The following is a 19,273-nucleotide window of genomic DNA, read 5'->3' on the forward strand; positions in this document are numbered from 1 at the left end:
CGGCGATGGCGCATGTCCCTTACGAGCAGCGCTGGGCCGCGGCCCGCAAGCGCTTCGAGGCTGCAACGGCGAAGCATCGGCCGAAGGACGCCAAGGCGGTCGCCGCCGCGCTGAACGGCGACGCCGCGCTGGTCAAGGCGCTGAAGTCCGGCGACGCCGTCCACCGCGCCGGCACGACCGGTGACGAGGCCGTGAAGGATCTCGTCGCCACGGGGAAGGACGCCGTTAAGGCGCGCAAGGCCTATCTGACCGCGCTCGGCAAGGCGCTGGATGAGGATGTGGCCGGCCGCGGCGACAAGGCCGCGGCGGCGGCCTGCGAGCGGGCGATGAAGGCGCTCGCCAAGGACCTCGCGGAGTTGGAGGCGGACATCGGCGCGGACGCCGACCGCCTCAAGGCGCAGGCGGCCCAGGCCGAGAAGGACGCCGTCTCGGCGGAACGCGCGCAGAAGCGCTGGGAGGCGAACATCAACGGCGCGCTCGCCCGTGCCGCCGCGGGGGTCGCCAAGGTGCGCGCCAAGCCGACCCCGGAGACCTACAACGAGCTGTTCCCGGCGCTGGCCCGCGATCTTGCCGCCCAACTCGCCGCGGCGAAGGCGCTGGACGGGCTGCGCGCCGATCCGGACTTCTACCGCCGCAAGCTTGCTCCCTGGGCCGGGCAGGGCGGCGACGGGCCGCCGATGCGCGTGCCGCCCGACTACACCGCCCGCCAGATCACCGACCTGATCAAGGAGTTCGCCACCGTCTGCAAGGGCGTGGTGCAACTGGTCGGCGGCCGCTGAGAGACGGGGCGGAAAGGGAAGCCGCCGTTTTGGACCCAATCGACCCCCGGTAGGGGCGGGAGAGGAGCAATCGCCGATTCCGAGGGTGGCGCCCGCCTCCTACCATGCGGACCGATAGGGTGAATGCTTGGTTAAGCGGAGGAGCTGAGACATGGGTGGTCCCCTGAAGCGCATCGAAATCCCGGACATCCTGACCCAGAAGGACTGGGACAAGAAGAAGGGCGCCATCGCCAAGATCGCCGGCAAGACCGGCGTCGGCGACGCGATGAAGGCGGTGGACAAGGCGCACGGCGCCATCGACTGGAAGAAGCTGAGCGTGTCGTTGAACGCTCCCAGCAACGCCACGCTGGACGACCTCGACTCGCTGCTGGACGAGGCGCGGGCGGAGTACAAGCGCTCGGTCGAGCCGCTGCGCACCCAGCTCCAGAAGCTCCGCGATCTGGCCGAGGCGACAGCGAAGAAGTTCAAGTCGAACAAGCTGATCCCGAAGGACTCCGCCGCCCACGCGGAGAAGGTGGGCAAGGCCGCCGACCAGCTCTTCGTCGCCTTCAACCAGTCCTCGCTCGGCGACAAGATCGTCGATGACTACGAGGGCATGAAGGACGCCATCGAGAAGGCCGACAAGGTGCGCGCCAAGGGGCGGGAGATCCTGGAAAAATACATGCTGTCCCTGGCGAAGAAGCTGAAGACGGCGAAGACGGTGGACGATTTCCAGGACCTGTGGAAGGAGGACATTCGTGGCGTCGGCACCCAGCTGCCGAAGATGCCCGAGCTGAAAGCCTTCCTGAAGGAATGGCGCAACATCTCCTCCCAGGACGGCATCCCGGAGACCGACGAGGATGTGAAGAGCCGCTGCAAGGAGGTGATGGCCGTGCTGGCCCGCATGGACAAGCAAATGAAGGCCATGGCCTGACCGCGTTCAGCGCCGCGGCCGATCGGCTGCCCTGTGCGGGAGCGTCCGGAAATTCGCCCGTGTTCGGGCAGTTCCGGACGCTTCGCCTATTAGCGAACCCTGTTGAAATCGCCGCGTTCGGCGATCGCCGCCAAGTATGGGCCATATCCTCGATTGAAAGGTTAAAACCACATTTTCTATAGGATTTACGATTGACCAAGCTTGTTGCGAATTTCTGAGTCGTTGTTGCATCGATGGCTGGTTATACTTCGCCGCGTGGCCGGTTTCGGTTTCATGGGGTTTCGGCTTTAAATGCCTGGGTGCATCGGTATTTCCGCAACGACCGTTTTGCGATACCTCTCATGACGGGATTGGCTCGGCGCCTGTCGACCTGCGGGTCGGGCCGCGGCCCGTGCCATGCGCCTGCCGAAGGAACTGTGCCCCGGTGCTTCCGCCGCCTGCTGCCATGCCGTCTCTAACCGCCTTTGTTGCGCGTGTCGCCCGACGGCTGGGCGTGGTTCTGCTCCTCGCTCTTCTTTGCACCGCTCCGGGCACCGCTCCGGCCCTGGCCACCGTTCTCCCGGAGGCGGAGCGCGGCGTGCTCGATCTGCGGGGCTGGTACGCCGACCTCGACGGGCCGGTGTCGCTGGACGGCGAGTGGCTGGTGTCCTGGGACCGTCTGGCCGGTGAGGAAAGCCTGAATCCGCTGCCGGAGCCCGATGGCGCGCTTTGGATGCCCTTCACCCTGCCGGCGATCTGGAACGGGGCCGAGCGCCCGGACGGCCGGAAGATGGGCGGCATGGGGGCCGCCACCTTCCGCCTGAAGATCCTGCTGCCGCCCGGCATGCCGCCGCTGACGCTGAAGATGCCGCCGGCCAACTCGGCCATGCGGGTGTGGGTGGACGGCCGGTCGGTCGCCGCCGCGGGGGTGCCGGCCCTGGCCGCCGCGCAGGAGCAGCCGTCCTCCGTCTCCCGCTTCGTCACGCTGCATGGCGGGCAGAGGGTCATCGAACTGGCGGTCGAGGTTTCCAACCACTTCCATTTCGAAGGCGGGATCGGGCGCACGGTCTATCTCGACGCCAACGGAGGTTTGTCGCGGCTGTGGCAGCGGCAGTTGATGACCAACGCCGGGGCGCTGATGTCGCTGTCCTTGATGGCGCTGTTCATCGCCGCCTTCCTGCGCCGGCGCCTGTCGGCGGCCCCGCTGTTCCTGGTGATGCTGCTGGCGGCCTGCGCCATGCGGCTGATCTGCACCAGCGAACTGCTGCGCGTCTTTTTCCCCGGCGTGTCGGAGGTGTGGGCCTACCGGCTGGAATATCTGCCGATCTACATGTTCTACCCGATCTACTTCCACCTGCTGCGCGAGCTGTTCCCCGGATGCCTGCACCGCGGGGTCGGGCGCGCCATGATGGTGGTCGCGGTGCCCGGCATGGTCTTGGTTCTGGTGACCGAACCGGCGCAGTTCACGCAATTTCGCGATGTTGCGAGCCTGCTGCTGGTGCTGTCGGCCCTGTATTTCGCGTGGCGCCTCGCCGTGGCCGCCCTGCGCCGCCATCCCGGCGCGCTCCTGCTGGGGGCGGGGGCGCTGGCCTTCCTGGGGTCGGTGGTGCACGACGCGCTGATGTACGCGCATTTCTTCGAGAGCATCGACCTCGTGCCCTACGGGGCGTTGCTGTTCCTGTTCAGCCACGCGCTGGTGCTGGGGCGGCGGGTGGAAACGGCCTTCCTCAACGAGCGCCGGCTGTCGCAGGAGCTGGCCGCCCTCAACGAGGGGCTGGAGCGCCAGATCGCCGAGCGCACCCGCGCCCTGTCGGACAAGTCCGCGACGCTGGAACGCTTCCTCGCCAACCTCAGCCACGAGGTCCGGACCCCGCTGAACGCCGTTCTGGGCATGGTGCGGGTGATCCGCCGCGAAGGCCCGACCGAGCAGCTCGACGAACGGCTGCGCGTCGCCGACGGGGCGGGGCGGCATCTCGTCTCCATGCTCGACACCATCCTCGACCTGTCGCGGTTGGAGGCGGGCCGGATGGAGCTGCACCCCCAGCCCACCGACGTGGTGGCGCTGGTCGAGGACGCCGTGGCGCTGATGCGCGCGGGTGCGGAGGAGAAGGGGCTGGGCCTGTCCCTGACGGTCAGCGGGCTGGGGGCGGCGCGTTTTTGGATCGATCCATTGCGCTTGCGCCAGATCGTTCTGAACCTTCTGAGCAACGCCGTGAAGTTCACCGAGCGTGGCGGGGTGGAGGTGTCGCTGACCGCGACGCCGGCCCCGGCGGGCACGGCGAGCGGGACGGTCGTTCTGTGCCTGACCGTGGCGGACAGCGGCCCCGGCGTTCCGCGGGCGGCCGAGGCGATCATTTTCGAGCCTTTTCATCGGCTGGAGGGGAGCCGGCTGGAAGGCAACCGCCGCGATGGCGCCGGCCTTGGGCTCGCCATCGTCAACGGGCTCGTCCGGCTGATGGGCGGCGACGTCGGCCTGGAAGGCCGTGCCGGCGGCGGTTCCCTCTTCACGGTCTCGCTGCCGACGCGCCCGCTTCCGGTCGCCGATCCGTCGCCGGGCCGCGCCGCCCCCATGCCGGTCCCGGGGAGTCTGGACATCCTGGTGGTGGAGGACGCGCCGGAGAACCAGGCCATCCTTCGCGAGTATCTGGCGCCCGGCGGCCACCGCGCCGTCTACACGGACAGCGGGGAAGAGGCCCTGGCGGTTCTGGCCACCAGGACCGTGGACGTCGTGCTGCTCGACATGCGGCTGCCGGGAATCGACGGGGTGGAGGTGACGCGGCGCATCCGCGCCTTGCCGGACGCCGAGCGGGCGCTGGTGCCGGTGATCGCGGTGACCGCCAACAGCTCGCCGGAGGACCGGGCGGATTATCTGGAGGCCGGCGTGGACGAGGTGGTGGCCAAGCCGGTGGACCCCGACGCGCTCCAGGACGCGCTCGCGCGCCACGCGCCGTCGGGCACCTGCGCGCCCGCGTCCGTTCCGTCCGTCGCGGTCCGGCAGGCGCCGCTCGGGAGCGGACGTCTTCCGGGCGGGCTGTCCAGCGCCGACCGCGCCCGCCTGATGGAGCGCTTCGCCCAGGCCTGCCGGGAGGTGCTGGCGGTTCTCGACGACGCGGACTCGCCGCCCCGGCGCGTGGTCGACGCGGCCCACCGCATGAAGGGCAGCGGCGGCACCTATGGCTTTCCGGAGGTGAGCGCCGCGGCGCGGGCGCTGGAGCGGACGGCGCAGGCCGTCGAAAGCGGAAGCGGGGGGGCCGCTTCCATGCAAGGGGACGCGGCGGCGCTGCGGGATCGGCTTCACGCCGCCCTGCGCGCCATCGAAAAGGGGGAGGCGGGGCTGACATGACGGCGACAGGGATTGAAGCGACGGGACCGGCAGCGGCGGGCAGGGCGGCATGAGCGTCGGATCGGAACTGGTCGGGCGGACCGTGCTGGTGGTCGAGGATTCTCCCGAAACGCAGGATTTGATCGCCACCTATCTGGAAAGCCAGGGGTTGCGGGTGCTGCGGGCCGCGAACGGGGCGGAACTGACCGAGCGCATCGCGCGGGACCGGCCGGACCTCGTGCTGCTGGACATCAACCTGCCGGATTGCGACGGGCTGGCCCTGGCCGAGCGGCTGCGGCTGGGGGAAACCCTTCCGCTCATCTTCGTGACCGGACGCGACAGCCCGACCGACCGCATCGCCGGCCTGTCCCACGGCGGCGATTACGTGACCAAGCCGGTCGATCTGCTCGAACTGCTGATCCGCATCCGCAACCTGCTGCGCCGCTCCGGGGCGTCCGCCGTTCCGTCCGCATCCGTCGAGGGGGCGGCGGGTCCGGCCCCCGACGCGCCGCTGACCTTCCGGGGGTGGCGTCTGGATCTGGTGCGCCGTGCGCTGTTCCGTCCCGACGGCTCCTACCTCGCATTGACGACGGGGGAGTTCAACATCCTGGCGGCGCTGGCGGCCATGCGGCCCAACCCGGTCAGCCGCGAATATCTGCTGGACGTGATCAGCAACCGCGACCCGCGCTCCATCAGCGAGCACACGGTGGACACGCTGATCACCCGGCTGCGCCGCAAGATGCGGCTGGACGACGGCGCGCCATCGCCGATCGTTACCGTCCGTGGGGTCGGTTATGCATTGGAATCTGACGAATCTTGACGATAATGATTAATATGCAATAATAAACCGCACGTTACTCCGACAGAAAAGTATCAACGGCCGTTGATACGCGTTCGAACGGGGTAATGCTATACATCACCCAACGAATGATTGACGGTTCCAAGCGGGTACCTGGAGGTGGCGGAACGTTCCGCCGCATCGGGTCGCCGCGCCGGGCCTGACACCGCCGCCGGTCAACCGGCGCGCGATCTGATGCGGGTGAGAGCGGCATGCAACGGTCCCTGGTTTCGCGCTCGGCGGAGCGTCTCGCGCTGACTGGCCATATGGCGGCCACTCAAACGGCGACCAGTCAAGCGGCGCCGAATTACTCGGCCCCGACTTACTCAGCGGCGGCGCCGTCCATCCTGATCATCGGCAATGACAGCGCGGCCATCGCCGGCATCCGCGACTGCGCCCTGCGGCTTGGCCACCGGGTTCAGGACACGCGCGACGTGATCTCCGCGTTGGGCCTGCTCGACGTGGACCGCAGCGTGGGCGTGGTGTTCGTGGACGGCGGATCGCCCTGGTTCGACGGGCTGGCGCTGATGGAGCGGCTGCACCGCACCCACCGCGGGCTCGCCTGCATCCTCTTCGCCCGCAACCCGGAGGCGGACGACGTGGTGCGCGCCCTGCGTCTGGAAGCGGCCGACGTGGTGACCGACCCGGAGGACGACGCGCAGATCGAGCGCGCGCTGGCCCGTGTCCTCAACGGCGGGGAGTCGAGCGCATCGTCGGTTCCGGAATTCCCGGCGGCGATGGACAGCCGCGACGACGCGCTGGAGCAGGCCTACCGCCACGGGCTGGCGCTGGTCGAGACGGTGCGGGCCTTGCGCGGGGAAGCCGCGGCGGCCCGCGTGATGCCCTTCGTCGCGGCCCATCGCGCGGCGGTCGCACCCACGGCGGCCGTACCCATGGCGGGCACACCGACGGCCTCTCCCACGGCCATCGCGACCGCGGCTCAATCCGTCAGCGAACAGGTATCGGACGGCGGAGTGCCGGACAGCCTGGGCATCCTGACGGCGATCCGGCGCAAGCGCGCCGCACGCGAGAAGTTCTTTCCCAAGGGCCTGTTCGAGGACCCCTGCTGGGACATGCTGCTGGACCTGATGATCAATCATCTCCAGGGGCGGCGGATTTCCGTGTCCTCGCTGTGCATCGCGTCCGGCGTGGCGCAGACCACGGCGCTGCGCCGCATCACCGACCTGCACGAGCGCGGGCTGGTCCGGCGGATCGCCGACGACAAGGACGGCCGCCGGGTCTTCATCGAACTGACCGAAGAGGGCGTCGCCGCGATGGAGCGTTACGTGGAGACGGTCGGGCCGCTGGGCTGACCGTCCGCCGCTCCGGCTTCCGCCTGACGGGAGCAGTCCGGCCAGGGGCAGGCGCAGGAGGGGAAACGGCACTCGTCGCCGTTCACGTCGCTGGCCTGCACGGCGATCTTGTAGCGCAGGCCGTGGGCCGACGGCGTGTCGATCAGGCCGCAGGCCTCGTAGACCTCGACATTGACGCGGGCCGATTGCAGGGCAACCCGCGCGATCTGTTTGGGATCCTTCATCATCGGCGTCTCGGCCTCGCTTCCGCTGCGTCGTCGGGTCCTTCAACGCATGGTCGGCACCGTTGTGCCAGGGCGTATCGGAAGGACTTCCTTTGGCATACCCTCGGCCCCCTTACGGTGCGCGCCACATCGACCGGTAGGCCTCCTCCAGCGACCGGGCGAAGGCCGGCGCGTCGCACAACGGCGACCGGCGCATGCGCTCGCGCAGGCCGGCGCGCAGGGCGGACAGCGCCTCGAGGTCGCCGACCAGCGCGGTGGTCTTGGCGACGTAATCCTCCGGGCTGTCCGCCACCAGCCGGTCGGCGAGACCCAGCGTCTCCAGGAAGCTGACCCCGATCCGCCCCGCCCAGCGGTCGCCGCGCAGGGTCACCACCGGCACGCCCATCCACAGGCTCTCGGCCGTCGTCGTGCCGCCGCCGAAGGGGACGGGGGACAGCGCGAGGTCGATGCGGTTGAGGCTGTCGAGATAGTCGGCCCGCGGCGTTTTCCCCTCCATGCGCAGGCGGTTCGGCGCGATGCCCTGCGCGGCGAACTGGTCGCGCAGGGTCTGCCGCACACCGTAATCGGCGAACTCCCGCGATTTCAGGAGCAGGCGGGCCTGCGGCAGGGCGGTCAGGACCCGCGCCCACAGCGCGACGGTCGGACGGGTGATCTTGGCCCGGTTGTGGAAGGCGCCGAGCGTGACCGGTCCGCCGCCAAGCGCCGGAAGCGGCCCGACGGCCACCTCCTCCGCCGGCGGGGTGAAGCACAGATAGCTGTCGGGCAGGCGCCAGACCTTCTCGGTGAAGAAGCGCTCCTCCCCCGGCGGCAAAACGTGGCGGTCGGCGATGATCCAGTCCATGGCCGGCAGGCCGGTCGTCCCGAAGTAACCCAGCCAGCTCACCTGGACGGGGGCGGGCCGCCGGGCGAACAGGGTCAGGCGGTTGTTCCCGGTGTGGCCGGACAGATCGACGAGGATGTCGATGCCGTCCCGCCGGATCAGGTCGGCCACCGCCGCGTCGTCCATCCCGACGATCGGGCGCCATCCGTCGGCCGCCGCGCGAAGGCTTTCCGTCACGTCGTCGGTGCGGCCGTTGTTGGCGTAACCGAAGGCGGTGACCGCCGCGCGGTCGTGCGCCCTCAGGACGCTTTCCAGGAAGTAGCCGACCGGGTGGCTGTTGAAGTCGCTGGAGACGTAGCCGATGCGCAGCGGACGGGGGCGGTCGTCGCGCACCACCGGGGCGGTCGCCGGCGGTCCGCCGCCGCTTCGTTCGACCCAGCCGCGGGCGGCGGCGAGGAAATCGGCGTTCCCGCACTCCGGCACATAATGCTGCGCCATCAGCACGTTGCTGTGCGCCATCGGGTAGTCCGGGCGGTGCGTCAGCGCCGAGCGGTAGGCGGCGATGGCCTGCTCCAGATGCCCTTGCCCTTTCAGGACGTTGCCGAGGTTGGACCAGGCCAGGGCGAAGTCGGGCCGGAAGGCCAGGGCGACGCGGTGGGCGGCGGCCGCTTCGCCCAGCCGGTCCTGCAGGTCCAGGGCGTAGCCGAGGTTGCAATGGGACTCGGCGTTGGCCGGTGCCGCCTGGATGGCCTCGCTGAAGGCGGCGACGGCGGCGTCGGTCTGCCCGACCTCCAGGAACAGCGAGCCGAGGTTGTTCAGCGCCTCCACGAAGCCGGGCTGGAGCGCGATGGCCTGACGGTAGGCGGCGACGGCTTCGTTGGGCCGGCGCTGCTGGCGGAACAGGTTGCCCAGCCGGAAATGGATGTCGGCCCGGTCGGGACCGAGGCGCAACGCCGCCATCAGGGCGTCCAGCGCCTCGTCCGCGCGGCCCGAATCCAGAAGCGCGGAGCCGAGATTCAGGTGGTATTCCAGCGCTTCCCGGATGGACAGGGCGGTGCGGATGCTGGCGATGCCGGATTCGTGATCGCCCCGCTCGGACTGCAGGACGCCCAGCAGGTGCCAGGCGTCGGGGTTGCGCGGCTCGCGCCTCAGGATGTCGCGGTACGCCCGCTCCGCCTCGTCGCTGCGGCCGTCGTTGTGCAGAGCCAGGGCATCGGTGAGCGAGGGCGAGGGGGTACGGCTGACCGTCATGGAGCGTCCATCATGGGATCGGGCATCGCGGCAAAGGGCGGTGCAACTCGCGGGAGAGTAGACCGCCCGGCCGGGCCTCGTCCACGGAGGAAGGGCGGCGCCTCAGCGGAACAGGCCGGGGACGATCCGCACCATGATCCCCGATCGCGACGCCACCAGGACGGCGTCCGACCCGGCGCGGACCCAATGATGCCCGTGCGGCGGACGGTGCAGATGATAGGCGGCGGGCGTGGCGATGACGTGGCGCCGCGACGCGTAGGCCGCGGGCAGCCGGTCGCCGGGTTTCCAGTATCGTGCCGCGCGGTGGACCGGCGGAGGCGGGCGATGGGCCTCCGGGCGGTGCGCATTCGGGCCGCGGTGGTCCCGCTCGATCCGCGGCGGTTCGCGATGGTCCGGTCCCCAACCGGCGGCGGAAGCGTCTCGGGTGCCCAGTCCGACCAGCACGGTGGCGGCGGTCAAGGCGGTGGTCATGGCGGCGATCAGGATGCGCGACATGGGGTATCCCTCTTTTCATCAGGCCGGGATCGTGATCCCGATGTCCCGATGCTGCGCGCGCCCTGTTGCCGGCGTGTGTCCGGCGGCCCCCTGTTTGGTAACGGACTGTTACGGCTCAGCTCTGCCCGTCGTCAGCCCAGTTCGAACGTCGTCACGCCGAACAGGCGCGCGGTGTCGATGGCCGGGGCGGGGCCGAGATACATGCGGGCGGTTTCGAACTGCGGGGTCAGGCCCAACTCCTCCGCCAGCAGGATGGCGTCGCGGTTGACCTCCGGCACGTCGAGGAAGACCGGGCCGTCCCCTGCCGTGGCGGCGAGCGCCAGCGCCAGATCACGCGCGGTACCGCGGTCGGCGGCGTAGAGCGGGCCGATCTTGCTGCCGCTGTGGCAGGGGCGGATCACCCCGAAGCCCCGCAACGCCCCATCGACCACGGCGGCCAACGCGGAGGCGCCGGGCAGCGCGATCCAGTTGGACAGGAAGCCGGCGCGCGGCGCCGGGAACAGCGCGCGGTCCCAGTCCAGCAGCCGGTCGAAGGGCACCGTCCGCGCGTCCACCAGCGAGGCGGCGGAGGAGGTCCCGGCGGGCGGCGCTCCGCCGTAGCGGATGTTGCGGTGGGCCAGCGCGAAGCCGGACTTGCGGTAGTTATCCTGCTGCGCCACCACCCCGTCCAGTCCGACGGTGCAGCCCTCCAGATGCCTCAGCCCGGCCCGCCAGAGGTCCCAGCCGAGGCCGCGCCCGCGCATCCCGGGCCGCACGATGTAGAAGCCGAGGAATCCGAAATTCTCGGGATAGCGGACGACGGAGATGCAGGCCGCCGGCTCGCCGTCCAGTTCCCCGATCAGGAAGCCTTCGGGGTCCACGGCGTGGAAAGCCCCGGCGTCGTGCAGCCCGGGGTTCCAGCCCTCCGCCCGCGCCCAGTCGACGGCGAGATCCAGCTCGGCCCGGCTCATCACGCGCACGCGGTAGCCTTCCATGGCGTCCCTCCGGTTCAGGGCTGCGGGGCGGGGGCGAAGCGCGCCATGTCCCCGGCGTAGGGTTTGGGCAGGGGGAAAGCGTAACCGCCGGTCTTGCCGGTGCGCAAGCCCAGCACGGCCAGCCCCTCCACCAGCTTCACCGCGGCGGTGACGCCGTCCACCACCGGCACGCCCATCTCGGCGGTCAGGGCGCGGGCCAGATCGGCCATGCCGGCGCATCCCAGCACGACGCTCTCCGCCCCGTCCTCGGCGATGGCGCGGCGGATGGTGTCGCGCACCCGCTCCACGGCGCCGGACGCCGGGTCCTCCAGCGCCAGCACCGACACGCCGGCGGCGCGCACCCGGCAGCGCCCGGCCACGCCGTAGCGTTCCGCCAGATGCTCCAGCGCCGGGACGGAGCGCGGCATGGTGGTGACCACGCTGAACCGTCCGCCGAGCAGGGTGGCGGTTTTCATCGCCGCCTCGCAGATGCCGACCACCGGAACCGCGGCGAGGCAGCGCGCGGCGTCCAGCCCGACGTCGTCGAAGCAGGCGATCACGACTCCGTCGATGCCCGGCGCGGCGCGCTCATGGGCGGCGATCATCTCCAGCAGGCCGGGGACGGCCAGCGCTTCGTCGTAATAGCCCTCGATGCTGGCGGGACCCATGGCCGGGTTGGCGGCGACGATCTCCGTCCCCGGCGCCGCGACGGCGCGGGCGGCGGCCCCGGCCTTCTCGGTCATCGAGGCGGTGGTGTTCGGGTTGACGACCAGGATGCGCATGGTTGGTTCCTCTCCCGTCAACCGGCGGCGCCGGTCCGCCGCAGCCTGCGGCGGCGCAGGATCATCACCCCGGCGAGGAACAGGCCGATCACCGTGAAGGAGAACACCGTCGTCAGCGTGCCCAGCGCGTAGAGCACCGGCGTCGTGACGTTGGTCGTCATGCCGTAGATCTCCAGCGGCAGGGTGTTGAAGGACCCCGCGGTCATCAGCGTCCGCGCGAACTCGTCGTAGGACAGGGTGAAGCCGAACAGCCCGACCCCGATCAGGCTGGGCAGCAGGATCGGCAGCACCACGTGGCGCACCGTCTGCCAGGGCGTGGCGCCGAGGTCGCGCGCCGCCTCCTCGTAGGCCGGGTTGAAGCGGTTGAAGATGGCGAAGACGATCAGCAGGCCGAAGGGCAGCGTCCAGGTCAGATGCGCGCCCAGCGCCGAGCCGTACCAGGTCGGCTCGATGCCCAGGATGTTGAACAGCAGGCCGATGCCCAGGCTGACCAGGATCGACGGCACGATCAGGCTCGCCACCGCCAGATAGAACAGCGCCCCGCTGCCCAGGAAACGGCGGCGGAAGGCGAAGCCGGCGAGCAGCGAGAACAGCACCGTCAGCACCATCACCGTCAGCCCGAGCGCGATGGATCGGCGGAAGGAGCCGCCGAAATCGCCGACCGCCTGCTGCTCGAACAGGTTCCTGAACCAGTGGAGGGAGACGCCGTTCATCGGGAAGGTCAACCCGCCCTCCGGCCCCTGGAAGGACAGGATGGTGATGGTGGCGATCGGCCCGTAGAGGAACAGGACGAACAGCCCGAAGAAGGCGGCGAGCAGGTAGAAGGACAGGCCGCGCCGGGTGCCGGTCATCGCTTACAGCTCCTTCCGGATGTCGACGATGCGCAGCATCGCCACGACCATGATGAGGACGACGGCCAGCAGCACGACCGCGTTCGCGGCGGCGGCGGGGTACTGGAGCAGCGAGATCTCGTTGGCGATCATCAGCCCGATGGAGGCGCTCTGCCCGCCGCTCATCAGACGCACGGTGATGAAGTCGCCCATCACCAGCGTGACCACGAAGATGGAGCCGATGGCGATGCCCGGCTTGGCCAGCGGCAGGATGACGTTCCACACCACCTGCGCCGCGCTGGCGCCGCCGTCGCGCGCCGCCTCGACCAGGGCGCGGTCGATGCGCATCATCGAATTGAAGATCGGCACCACCATGAACAGCGCGTAGAGGTGCACGAAGGCCAGCACCACCGCGAAGTCGGAGAACAGCAGGAACTCCAGCGGCTGGTCGATCAGCCCGGCGGAGATCAGCCCGGAATTCAGCAGCCCGTTGCGCCCGAGGAAGGGAATCCACGAGATCATGCGGATGATGTTGGAGGTCCAGAACGGGATCGTGCAGACCAGGAACAGTACCATCTGCCACGTCGTGGACTGGACGTGGAAGGCCAGGAAATAGGCGACCGTAAAGCCGATCAGCAGCGTGATCACCCAGGTCAGCGCCGCGAACTTCACCGTGTTCAGGTAGGTCTTCCAGGTGACCGGGGAGGTGAGCAGCTCCTCGTAATTGGTCAGCACGAAATCCGGGTAGATGCGGATGCTGTCATAGTCCCAGAAGCTGACCGCGACGATGGTCAGGATGGGGATCAGCAGGAAGACCAGCAGCGTCAGCGCCAGCGGCCCGGCCTGGAGGTAGGGGGCGACCCGGCGCAACACGGAACGGCGCACCCCGCCGCCCCGCGGTGCCGCGGACGCGCTGGACGCTTCGGATGGGACGGCGGAGGCGGTCATGGCGGAGGGGTCCGGTGCCGTGGGGGAGTGATGGAAGATTGCGGTGCCCCCTCCCTTGCCTCCCCCCGCCTCCGGCGAGGGAGGGGATTTGATGCTCCCTCCCCTGCGAGAGCGGGGGAGGGAAGGGGCCCATGCGGAGCATGGGAAGGGTGGGGGCAAACGCAGACGCGCCTTACGCCGCGACGAACTCGTTCCACTTGCGGACCATGTAGCGGTCCTCGTCCATCACCGCGTTCCAGCAGGCCACACGGCCCATGCGGTCCTGGAACGAGCCGCCGTCGCGCACCGCGCCGGCCTTCTCCATCACCTTGCCCTCGGGGCTGAGGATGTCGGTCTTGGCCGGCTGGCCCTCCATCCAGAAGGCCCACTCGTCCGGCGACATGTGCTCCTTCGCGGTGTCGAGCACGGCGGAGTAATAGCCCTGGCGGTTCAGATAGGCGCCGACCCAGCCCGACAGGTACCAGTTGATGTACTCATAGGCCGCCTCAAGCTCCAGCCCGCTCAGATGCTTGGCGATGCCGAGGCCGCCGCCCCAGGCGCGGTAGCCTTCCTTCAGCGGCTGGTAGACGCAGGGGATGCCCTTGGCGCGCACGGCGGCCACGGCCGGCGACCACATCGACTGGATGATGACCTCGCCCGACGACATCAGGTTGACGCTCTCGTCGAAGGTCTTCCAGAAGGCGCGGAACTGGCCGGCCTTCTTGGCGTCGGTCATGATCTTGAGGGTCTTGTCGATCTCCTCCTTGGTCATGTTGCCCTTGTCGCCGTACTTCACCTCGCCCATGGCCTCGCAGACCATGGCGGCGTCCATGATGCCGATGGAGGGGATGTTCAGGATCGACGCCTTGCCCTTGAAGGCCGGGTCGAGCAGGTCCTTCCAGCTGCTGATCGGGCGGCCGACCAGATCGGGGCGGATGCCCAGCGTGTCGGCGTTGTAGATGGTCGGGATCAGCGTCATCCACTGGGTGGCCGACTTGGCGAACTTGATGCTGTCCTTGCCCTCCACGAAGCCGACGGTGTGCGGGGCGGTGCCCTGGGCGACGGCGCTCTCCGGGGTCAGCTTGCCGTTGACGAAGATCGGGACGATCTTGTCGAAGTTCTTGATCTTGGAGACGTCCATCGGCTGCATCACGCCGGCCGGGAAGACCTTCTTGCAGATCCAGTACTCGATGTCGGCGATGTCGTAGGACTTCGGCTGGGTCACCGCGCGCTGGGCCACCGCGTCCGAATCGAGCGCGGTCATCTGCAGCGTGAAGCCGAGATCCTCCTTCACCTTGTCGGCGACGGCGTTCAGGTTCGACACGCCGGTGCCGAACTGGCGCAGCGTGACGTTCTTGATGTTCTGCGCCCAGATGGTGGGGAAGCCGGTGATCGCCCCCGACCCGATGGCGACACCCGCGGCGGCGGCGGTGCCCTTCAGCAGCGTGCGGCGGCTGACGCCCGTGGTGGTCCCGGCGGAAAGGGGCGAGCCGGTGCGCGTCTCGGTCATGCTCTGTGCCTCCAGTATGGTCGGTCGGTTCTTGGGGAGTCGGTTTTTGGGGATTGGTCGGGAAATCAGGCAACCAGGGGGTGGACGTCGCGCGCTTTCCAGCCCGCGGTCACGCGGTCGCCGATGGCGAGCGGGGCGTCGTAGAATCGGGATTCGTCCAGCACCACCGCGAAGTCCTCGGCACCCGGCACGTCGAGCGTCAGGTGGACCGACGCGCCGTGATACTCCAGCGCGCGGACGGTGCCTTCCAACTGATGGTCTGAGCCCTCGGGCTGGCCGAGCAGGATGCGGTCGGCCCGCACGGCCCGGCGGCCGGCGGCGTCCTCCACCACGTTGTGGCCGCCGATGAAGCGGGCGACGAAGGCGGTGCGCGGCTGGTTGAAGACCTCGCGCGGCGGCCCGGCCTGCTCGATCCGGCCCTGGTTCATCACCACCACGAGGTCGGCCAGCGCCATCGCCTCGGTCTGGCTGTGGGTGACATGGACGAAGGTGATGCCAAGCTCCGTGTGCAGGCGCTTCAGCTCCTCGCGCATGCGGATGCGCAGGAAGGGATCGAGCGCCGACAGCGGCTCGTCGAGCAGGAGCACGCCCGGCCGGGTGATCAGCGCGCGGGCGAGCGCCACACGCTGCTGCTGGCCGCCGGAGAGCTGGGCGGGCAGCCGGTCCGCGTACTGGGACATGTGGACGAGGTCCAGCATCTCCCGCGCGCGGCGGCGCCGTTCCTCCTTCGCGACACCCTTCATCTTCAGGCTGAAGGCGACGTTGTCGGTGCAGTCGAGGTGCGGGAACAGGGCGTAGCTCTGGAACATCATGGCGGTGCCGCGGCGGGCCGGCGGCTCCCCGTTCACCACCGTGTCGCCGATCAGCAGGTCGCCGTCGGAGATGTCCTCGTGCCCGGCGATCATGCGCAGCGTCGAGGTCTTGCCGCAGCCGCTGGGGCCGAGCAGACAGCAATAGGCGCCGGCGGCGATGCGCAGGTCGATGCCGTCCACCGCGACGGTGGAGCCGTAGAACTTGCGCAGCTTCACCAGCTCGATGGTCGATCCGGCGGCGGTCGATCCGGCAGTCATGACCTTCTCCGATTTTGTGCACAATCCGCAGGGCCCGCTGCGGCTGTCGGATGTGTCCGCAAGTTCCATGCCAGCGTGTGAATGGCGGAATTCTGCGGCTTTCCAGCGACGAAAATCAGCGATTGGTCAGGATTTCAGCGCTATGGCGCGAAATTGTGCATAGGTGGGCTGTGCCCGATGCATGGGCAGGGCGCGGGAGCCGCGTTTGTCCGCTGGTCCGTTTTGTGCACAATCCGCGGCAACACATTGAACAGCGCCCGTGCCGTCATGAAAACTGTCCTGAGCGCCCCCCGCCGCGCCGTCCGCGGGCGGGGGAGGGGGCGGAGGCCCGAATCGTCCGCAGCATCGGCGAGGCCATCGCCGACCGCCGTCTGCCGCCCGGCACCAAGCTGGCCGAGGAGAGCTTGGCCGAGGTGTTCGGCGTCAGCCGGGAGCGGGTGCGCAAGGTGCTGCTCCTGCTGGCGCAGCGGCGCGTGGTGACGCTGATTCCCAACCGCGGCGCCTTCGTCGCCAAGCCCACCGCGCGGGAGGCGCGCGAGGTGTTCGAGGCCCGCCGCGTGATCGAGCGCGCCGTGGTGGAGGCGCTGGAGCGCGACCCGCTGCCGGACGAGATGTCGGCGAAGCTGCGCGCCCATCTGGCGCGGGAGGAGGAGGCCGACCGGACCGGCGACCGCATGGCGCTGATCCGCCTGTCGGGCCAGTTCCACCAGCTGCTCGCCGACTTCGCCGGGAACGCCACGCTGGCCGGCATCCTGGCCGACCTGATCGACCGCTCCAGCCTCGCCATCGCGGCGTTCGAGCGGCGGTCCTCGCACTCCTGCTCCGCCACCGAGCACCGGCGCTTCGTCGAGGCGCTGGAGTCCGGCCCGCCCGGCGCGGCGATGCGGCTGATGATGGAGCATCTCGACGAGGTGGAGCGGCAGCTCGACCTCGACGCGCGGTCCGACGGCGCGGTCGATCTGAAATCCGTTTTCGCGGATCAGCCGATGGGCCGGACGTAAGAGCCTGTCCGAACGGCCGGAGGATAGCCCGGCCCTATCGACCGCATAGGGACAAAGGGCTGCTTCCGATGGGTTCGGCTCGCTATTATGCTGCCCGCCGCGACATCGAGGTGACCGACATCATGCAGCCCATTCCCAAGCCCGCCGACCATCCGCCGGTTCCCGCGCGCCGCGTCGGTGTGCTTCTGATGAATCTCGGGACGCCCGAGGCGACCGACTACTGGTCGATGCGCCGCTATTTGAAGGAGTTCCTGTCGGACCCCCGCGTGATCGAGGTGCCGAAGGCGGTGTGGTGGCCGGTGCTGAACGGCATCATCCTGACCGTGCGTCCGGGCAAGAGCGGCCATGCCTACAAAAGCATCTGGAACGAGGAGCGCAACGAAAGCCCGCTGAAGACCGTCACCCGTGCCCAGGCGGAGGGCGTCGCGGCGGCGCTGGCGGCGCGGCATGGCGAAGCGGTGGTGGTGGACTGGGCCATGCGCTACGGCCAGCCGGCGGTCGGCCCGGCGATCCAGCGGCTGAAGGACCAGGGCTGCGACCGCATCCTGCTGTTCCCGCTCTACCCGCAATATTCGGCGACGACGACGGCCACGGCCAACGACCAGGCCTTCCGTCACCTGATGACCATGCGCTGGCAGCCGGCGGTGCGCACCGTCCCCGCCTACCACGACGAGCCGGGCTACATCGAGGCGCTGGCCCGCTCGGTGGTGCGGCACATCGCGGCGCTGGACCACACGCCGGACGTCCTGCTGGCAAGCTTCCACGGCTTGCCCAAGGCCTATCTCGACCGCGGCGATCCCTACCACTGCTTCTGCGTGAAGACCGCGCGCCTGCTGGCCGAGCGGCTGGGCTGGGAGCCGGGGCGCGTGCAGTACAGCTTCCAGTCGCGCTTCGGCAAGGCGGAGTGGCTGAAGCCCTACACCGACAGGACGGTCGAGGAGCTGGCCCGCGCCGGCAAGACCAAGATCGCGGTGATCGCGCCGGGCTTCTCCGCCGACTGCGTGGAGACACTGGAGGAGATCCAGTTCCAGGTGAAGGACGCCTTCATGGCGGCGGGCGGTGAGCGCTTCACCTACATTCCTTGCCTGAACGACCATCCCGACCATGTCATCTTCCTGGCCGACCTCGTGGAGCGCGAGCTGGGCGGCTGGGTGGACGGCGCCGGGGCGCGGGCGGCGCGCGATGCGGAGGACCACGTCACGGTGTGACCCCCTTCTCCAAAATGGAGGGCCGCACCGGCGGAAAGGGTGGGTTGCCGCGGCGGCCCGGCTTCCCCATGCTGGCGGACGGACGGATTGGACGATGGCTGGGAGGATGCGGGGGATGCGGCGTGTGGTTCGGGCGGTGGCCGCCCTGGCGCTGGGAGCGCTGCTGACGGCGGGGAGCGCAGTGGCGGCGGACGCAGTGGCGGCGGACAAGGTCCGTGTCGGATCGAAGCTGGACGCCGAGAGCGGCCTGCTCGGCACGATGATCCTGCAGGTGCTGGAGGCCAACGGCATCCCGGTGGAGAACAAGATCCAGCTCGGCCCCACCCGGATCGTGCGCAGCGCCCTGCTGGCCGGCGAGATCGACGTCTATCCGGAATACACCGGCAACGGCGCCTTCTTCTTCAACATCGACAGCGATCCGGCCTGGAAGAACGCCGCCGCCGGCTACGAGACGGTGAAGCAGCTCGACCGCGACAAGAACAACATCGTCTGGCTGACCCCGGCGCCGGCGAACAACACCTGGGCCATCGCGCTGCGTCGCGACGTGGCGGCGCCCAACAACCTCGCCACCATGGAGGATTTCGCCCGCTGGGTCGGTGCGGGCGGCACGGCGAAGCTCGCCGCCTCGGCGGAGTTCGTGGAGAGCCCGGCGGCGCTGCCCTCCTTCCAGAAATCCTACGGCTTCACGCTGAAGCCCGACCAGATCCTGGTGCTGGCCGGCGGCGACACGGCGGCGACCATCCGTGCGGCGGCGGAGGGCACGTCCGGCGTCAACACCGCCATGGTCTACGGCACGGACGGCGCCATCGCCGCGCTGGACCTCGTGGTCATGAAAGACACCAAGAGCGCGCAGATGGTCTACGCCCCGGCCCCGACCATCCGCGACGGCGTGCTGGACGCCCATCCGAAGATCCGCGACCTGCTGGACCCGGTCTTCAAGTCCTTGGACACCGAGACCCTGCGCGGGCTGAACGCCAAGATTTCGGTGGAGGGGCAGGACCCGCGGGCGGTCGCCACGACGTATTTGAAGTCGAAAGGCTTCCTGAACTGACGGCCTG

General features: G+C 69.5%; 17 protein-coding genes. 8 read left to right on the top strand and 9 right to left on the bottom strand.

Annotated elements, in window-relative coordinates:
* Positions 1–5: 5 nt before the first annotated feature.
* The 5 genes from D3869_RS14290 to D3869_RS14315 all read left to right on the top strand — a co-directional run bounded on the left by D3869_RS14290 (position 6) and on the right by D3869_RS14315 (position 7,144).
* Positions 6–779 (top strand): hypothetical protein, encoded by a 774-nt coding sequence (locus D3869_RS14290; RefSeq protein ID WP_137140695.1) that lies wholly within the window; start codon positions 6–8, stop codon positions 777–779.
* A gap of 151 nt (positions 780–930) precedes the next feature.
* On the top strand, positions 931–1,692 hold the full coding sequence (locus D3869_RS14295; RefSeq protein WP_137140696.1) for a hypothetical protein: 762 nt from the start codon (positions 931–933) through the stop codon (positions 1,690–1,692).
* A gap of 493 nt (positions 1,693–2,185) precedes the next feature.
* The gene (locus tag D3869_RS14305; RefSeq protein WP_247895851.1) at positions 2,186–5,014 is read left to right on the top strand and encodes a response regulator; all 2,829 of its coding nucleotides are present in this window, start codon (positions 2,186–2,188) and stop codon (positions 5,012–5,014) included.
* 49 nt (positions 5,015–5,063) lie between these two features.
* The gene (locus tag D3869_RS14310; RefSeq protein WP_137140699.1) at positions 5,064–5,813 is read left to right on the top strand and encodes a response regulator transcription factor; all 750 of its coding nucleotides are present in this window, start codon (positions 5,064–5,066) and stop codon (positions 5,811–5,813) included.
* A 230-nt stretch (positions 5,814–6,043) separates the two neighbouring features.
* Complete coding sequence (locus tag D3869_RS14315) at positions 6,044–7,144, top strand: response regulator (RefSeq protein WP_137140700.1); 1,101 nt, start codon at positions 6,044–6,046, stop codon at positions 7,142–7,144.
* On the opposite strand, the gene D3869_RS14320 is transcribed toward D3869_RS14315, so the two are convergent.
* The 9 genes from D3869_RS14320 to D3869_RS14360 form a co-directional block, all read right to left on the bottom strand.
* The gene (locus tag D3869_RS14320; protein ID WP_109071506.1) at positions 7,114–7,371 is read right to left on the bottom strand and encodes a hypothetical protein; all 258 of its coding nucleotides are present in this window, start codon (positions 7,369–7,371) and stop codon (positions 7,114–7,116) included. The genes D3869_RS14315 and D3869_RS14320 overlap by 31 nt on opposite strands.
* A 109-nt stretch (positions 7,372–7,480) precedes the next feature.
* The gene (locus D3869_RS14325; RefSeq protein ID WP_137140701.1) at positions 7,481–9,439 is read right to left on the bottom strand and encodes a tetratricopeptide repeat protein; all 1,959 of its coding nucleotides are present in this window, start codon (positions 9,437–9,439) and stop codon (positions 7,481–7,483) included.
* A gap of 102 nt (positions 9,440–9,541) precedes the next feature.
* A complete protein-coding gene (locus tag D3869_RS14330; protein ID WP_137140702.1) occupies positions 9,542–9,934 on the bottom strand; it encodes an RcnB family protein in 393 nt (130 codons plus the stop codon).
* A gap of 131 nt (positions 9,935–10,065) precedes the next feature.
* A complete protein-coding gene (locus tag D3869_RS14335; protein ID WP_137140703.1) occupies positions 10,066–10,908 on the bottom strand; it encodes a GNAT family N-acetyltransferase in 843 nt (280 codons plus the stop codon).
* Positions 10,909–10,922: 14 nt separating this feature from the next.
* Complete coding sequence (locus D3869_RS14340) at positions 10,923–11,669, bottom strand: aspartate/glutamate racemase family protein (RefSeq protein WP_137140704.1); 747 nt, start codon at positions 11,667–11,669, stop codon at positions 10,923–10,925.
* 17 nt (positions 11,670–11,686) lie between these two features.
* Complete coding sequence (locus tag D3869_RS14345; RefSeq protein WP_137140705.1) at positions 11,687–12,520, bottom strand: ABC transporter permease; 834 nt, start codon at positions 12,518–12,520, stop codon at positions 11,687–11,689.
* 3 nt (positions 12,521–12,523) lie between these two features.
* Positions 12,524–13,447, bottom strand: a complete 924-nt coding sequence (locus D3869_RS14350; RefSeq protein ID WP_175426497.1) for an ABC transporter permease — start codon at positions 13,445–13,447, stop codon at positions 12,524–12,526.
* 172 nt (positions 13,448–13,619) lie between these two features.
* On the bottom strand, positions 13,620–14,936 hold the full coding sequence (locus D3869_RS14355) for an ABC transporter substrate-binding protein (protein WP_137140706.1): 1,317 nt from the start codon (positions 14,934–14,936) through the stop codon (positions 13,620–13,622).
* A gap of 65 nt (positions 14,937–15,001) precedes the next feature.
* Complete coding sequence (locus D3869_RS14360) at positions 15,002–16,006, bottom strand: ABC transporter ATP-binding protein (protein WP_137140707.1); 1,005 nt, start codon at positions 16,004–16,006, stop codon at positions 15,002–15,004.
* Positions 16,007–16,230: 224 nt separating this feature from the next.
* On the opposite strand from D3869_RS14360, the gene D3869_RS14365 reads away from it, so the two are divergent.
* The 3 genes from D3869_RS14365 to osmF all read left to right on the top strand — a co-directional run bounded on the left by D3869_RS14365 (position 16,231) and on the right by osmF (position 19,266).
* Positions 16,231–17,007 carry a GntR family transcriptional regulator gene (locus D3869_RS14365; RefSeq protein WP_247895852.1) on the top strand — a complete coding sequence of 259 codons (777 nt, stop codon included), beginning with the start codon at positions 16,231–16,233 and terminating at the stop codon, positions 17,005–17,007.
* Positions 17,008–17,075: 68 nt separating this feature from the next.
* Positions 17,076–18,215 carry a ferrochelatase gene (hemH, locus tag D3869_RS14370; RefSeq protein WP_137140709.1) on the top strand — a complete coding sequence of 380 codons (1,140 nt, stop codon included), beginning with the start codon at positions 17,076–17,078 and terminating at the stop codon, positions 18,213–18,215.
* A gap of 115 nt (positions 18,216–18,330) precedes the next feature.
* Positions 18,331–19,266 (top strand): glycine betaine ABC transporter substrate-binding protein OsmF, encoded by a 936-nt coding sequence (osmF, locus tag D3869_RS14375; RefSeq protein WP_137140710.1) that lies wholly within the window; start codon positions 18,331–18,333, stop codon positions 19,264–19,266.
* Positions 19,267–19,273: the final 7 nt, after the last annotated feature.

This window comes from Azospirillum brasilense (genome assembly GCF_005222205.1).
GTDB classification, from domain to species: Bacteria; Pseudomonadota; Alphaproteobacteria; order Azospirillales; family Azospirillaceae; genus Azospirillum; species Azospirillum brasilense_G.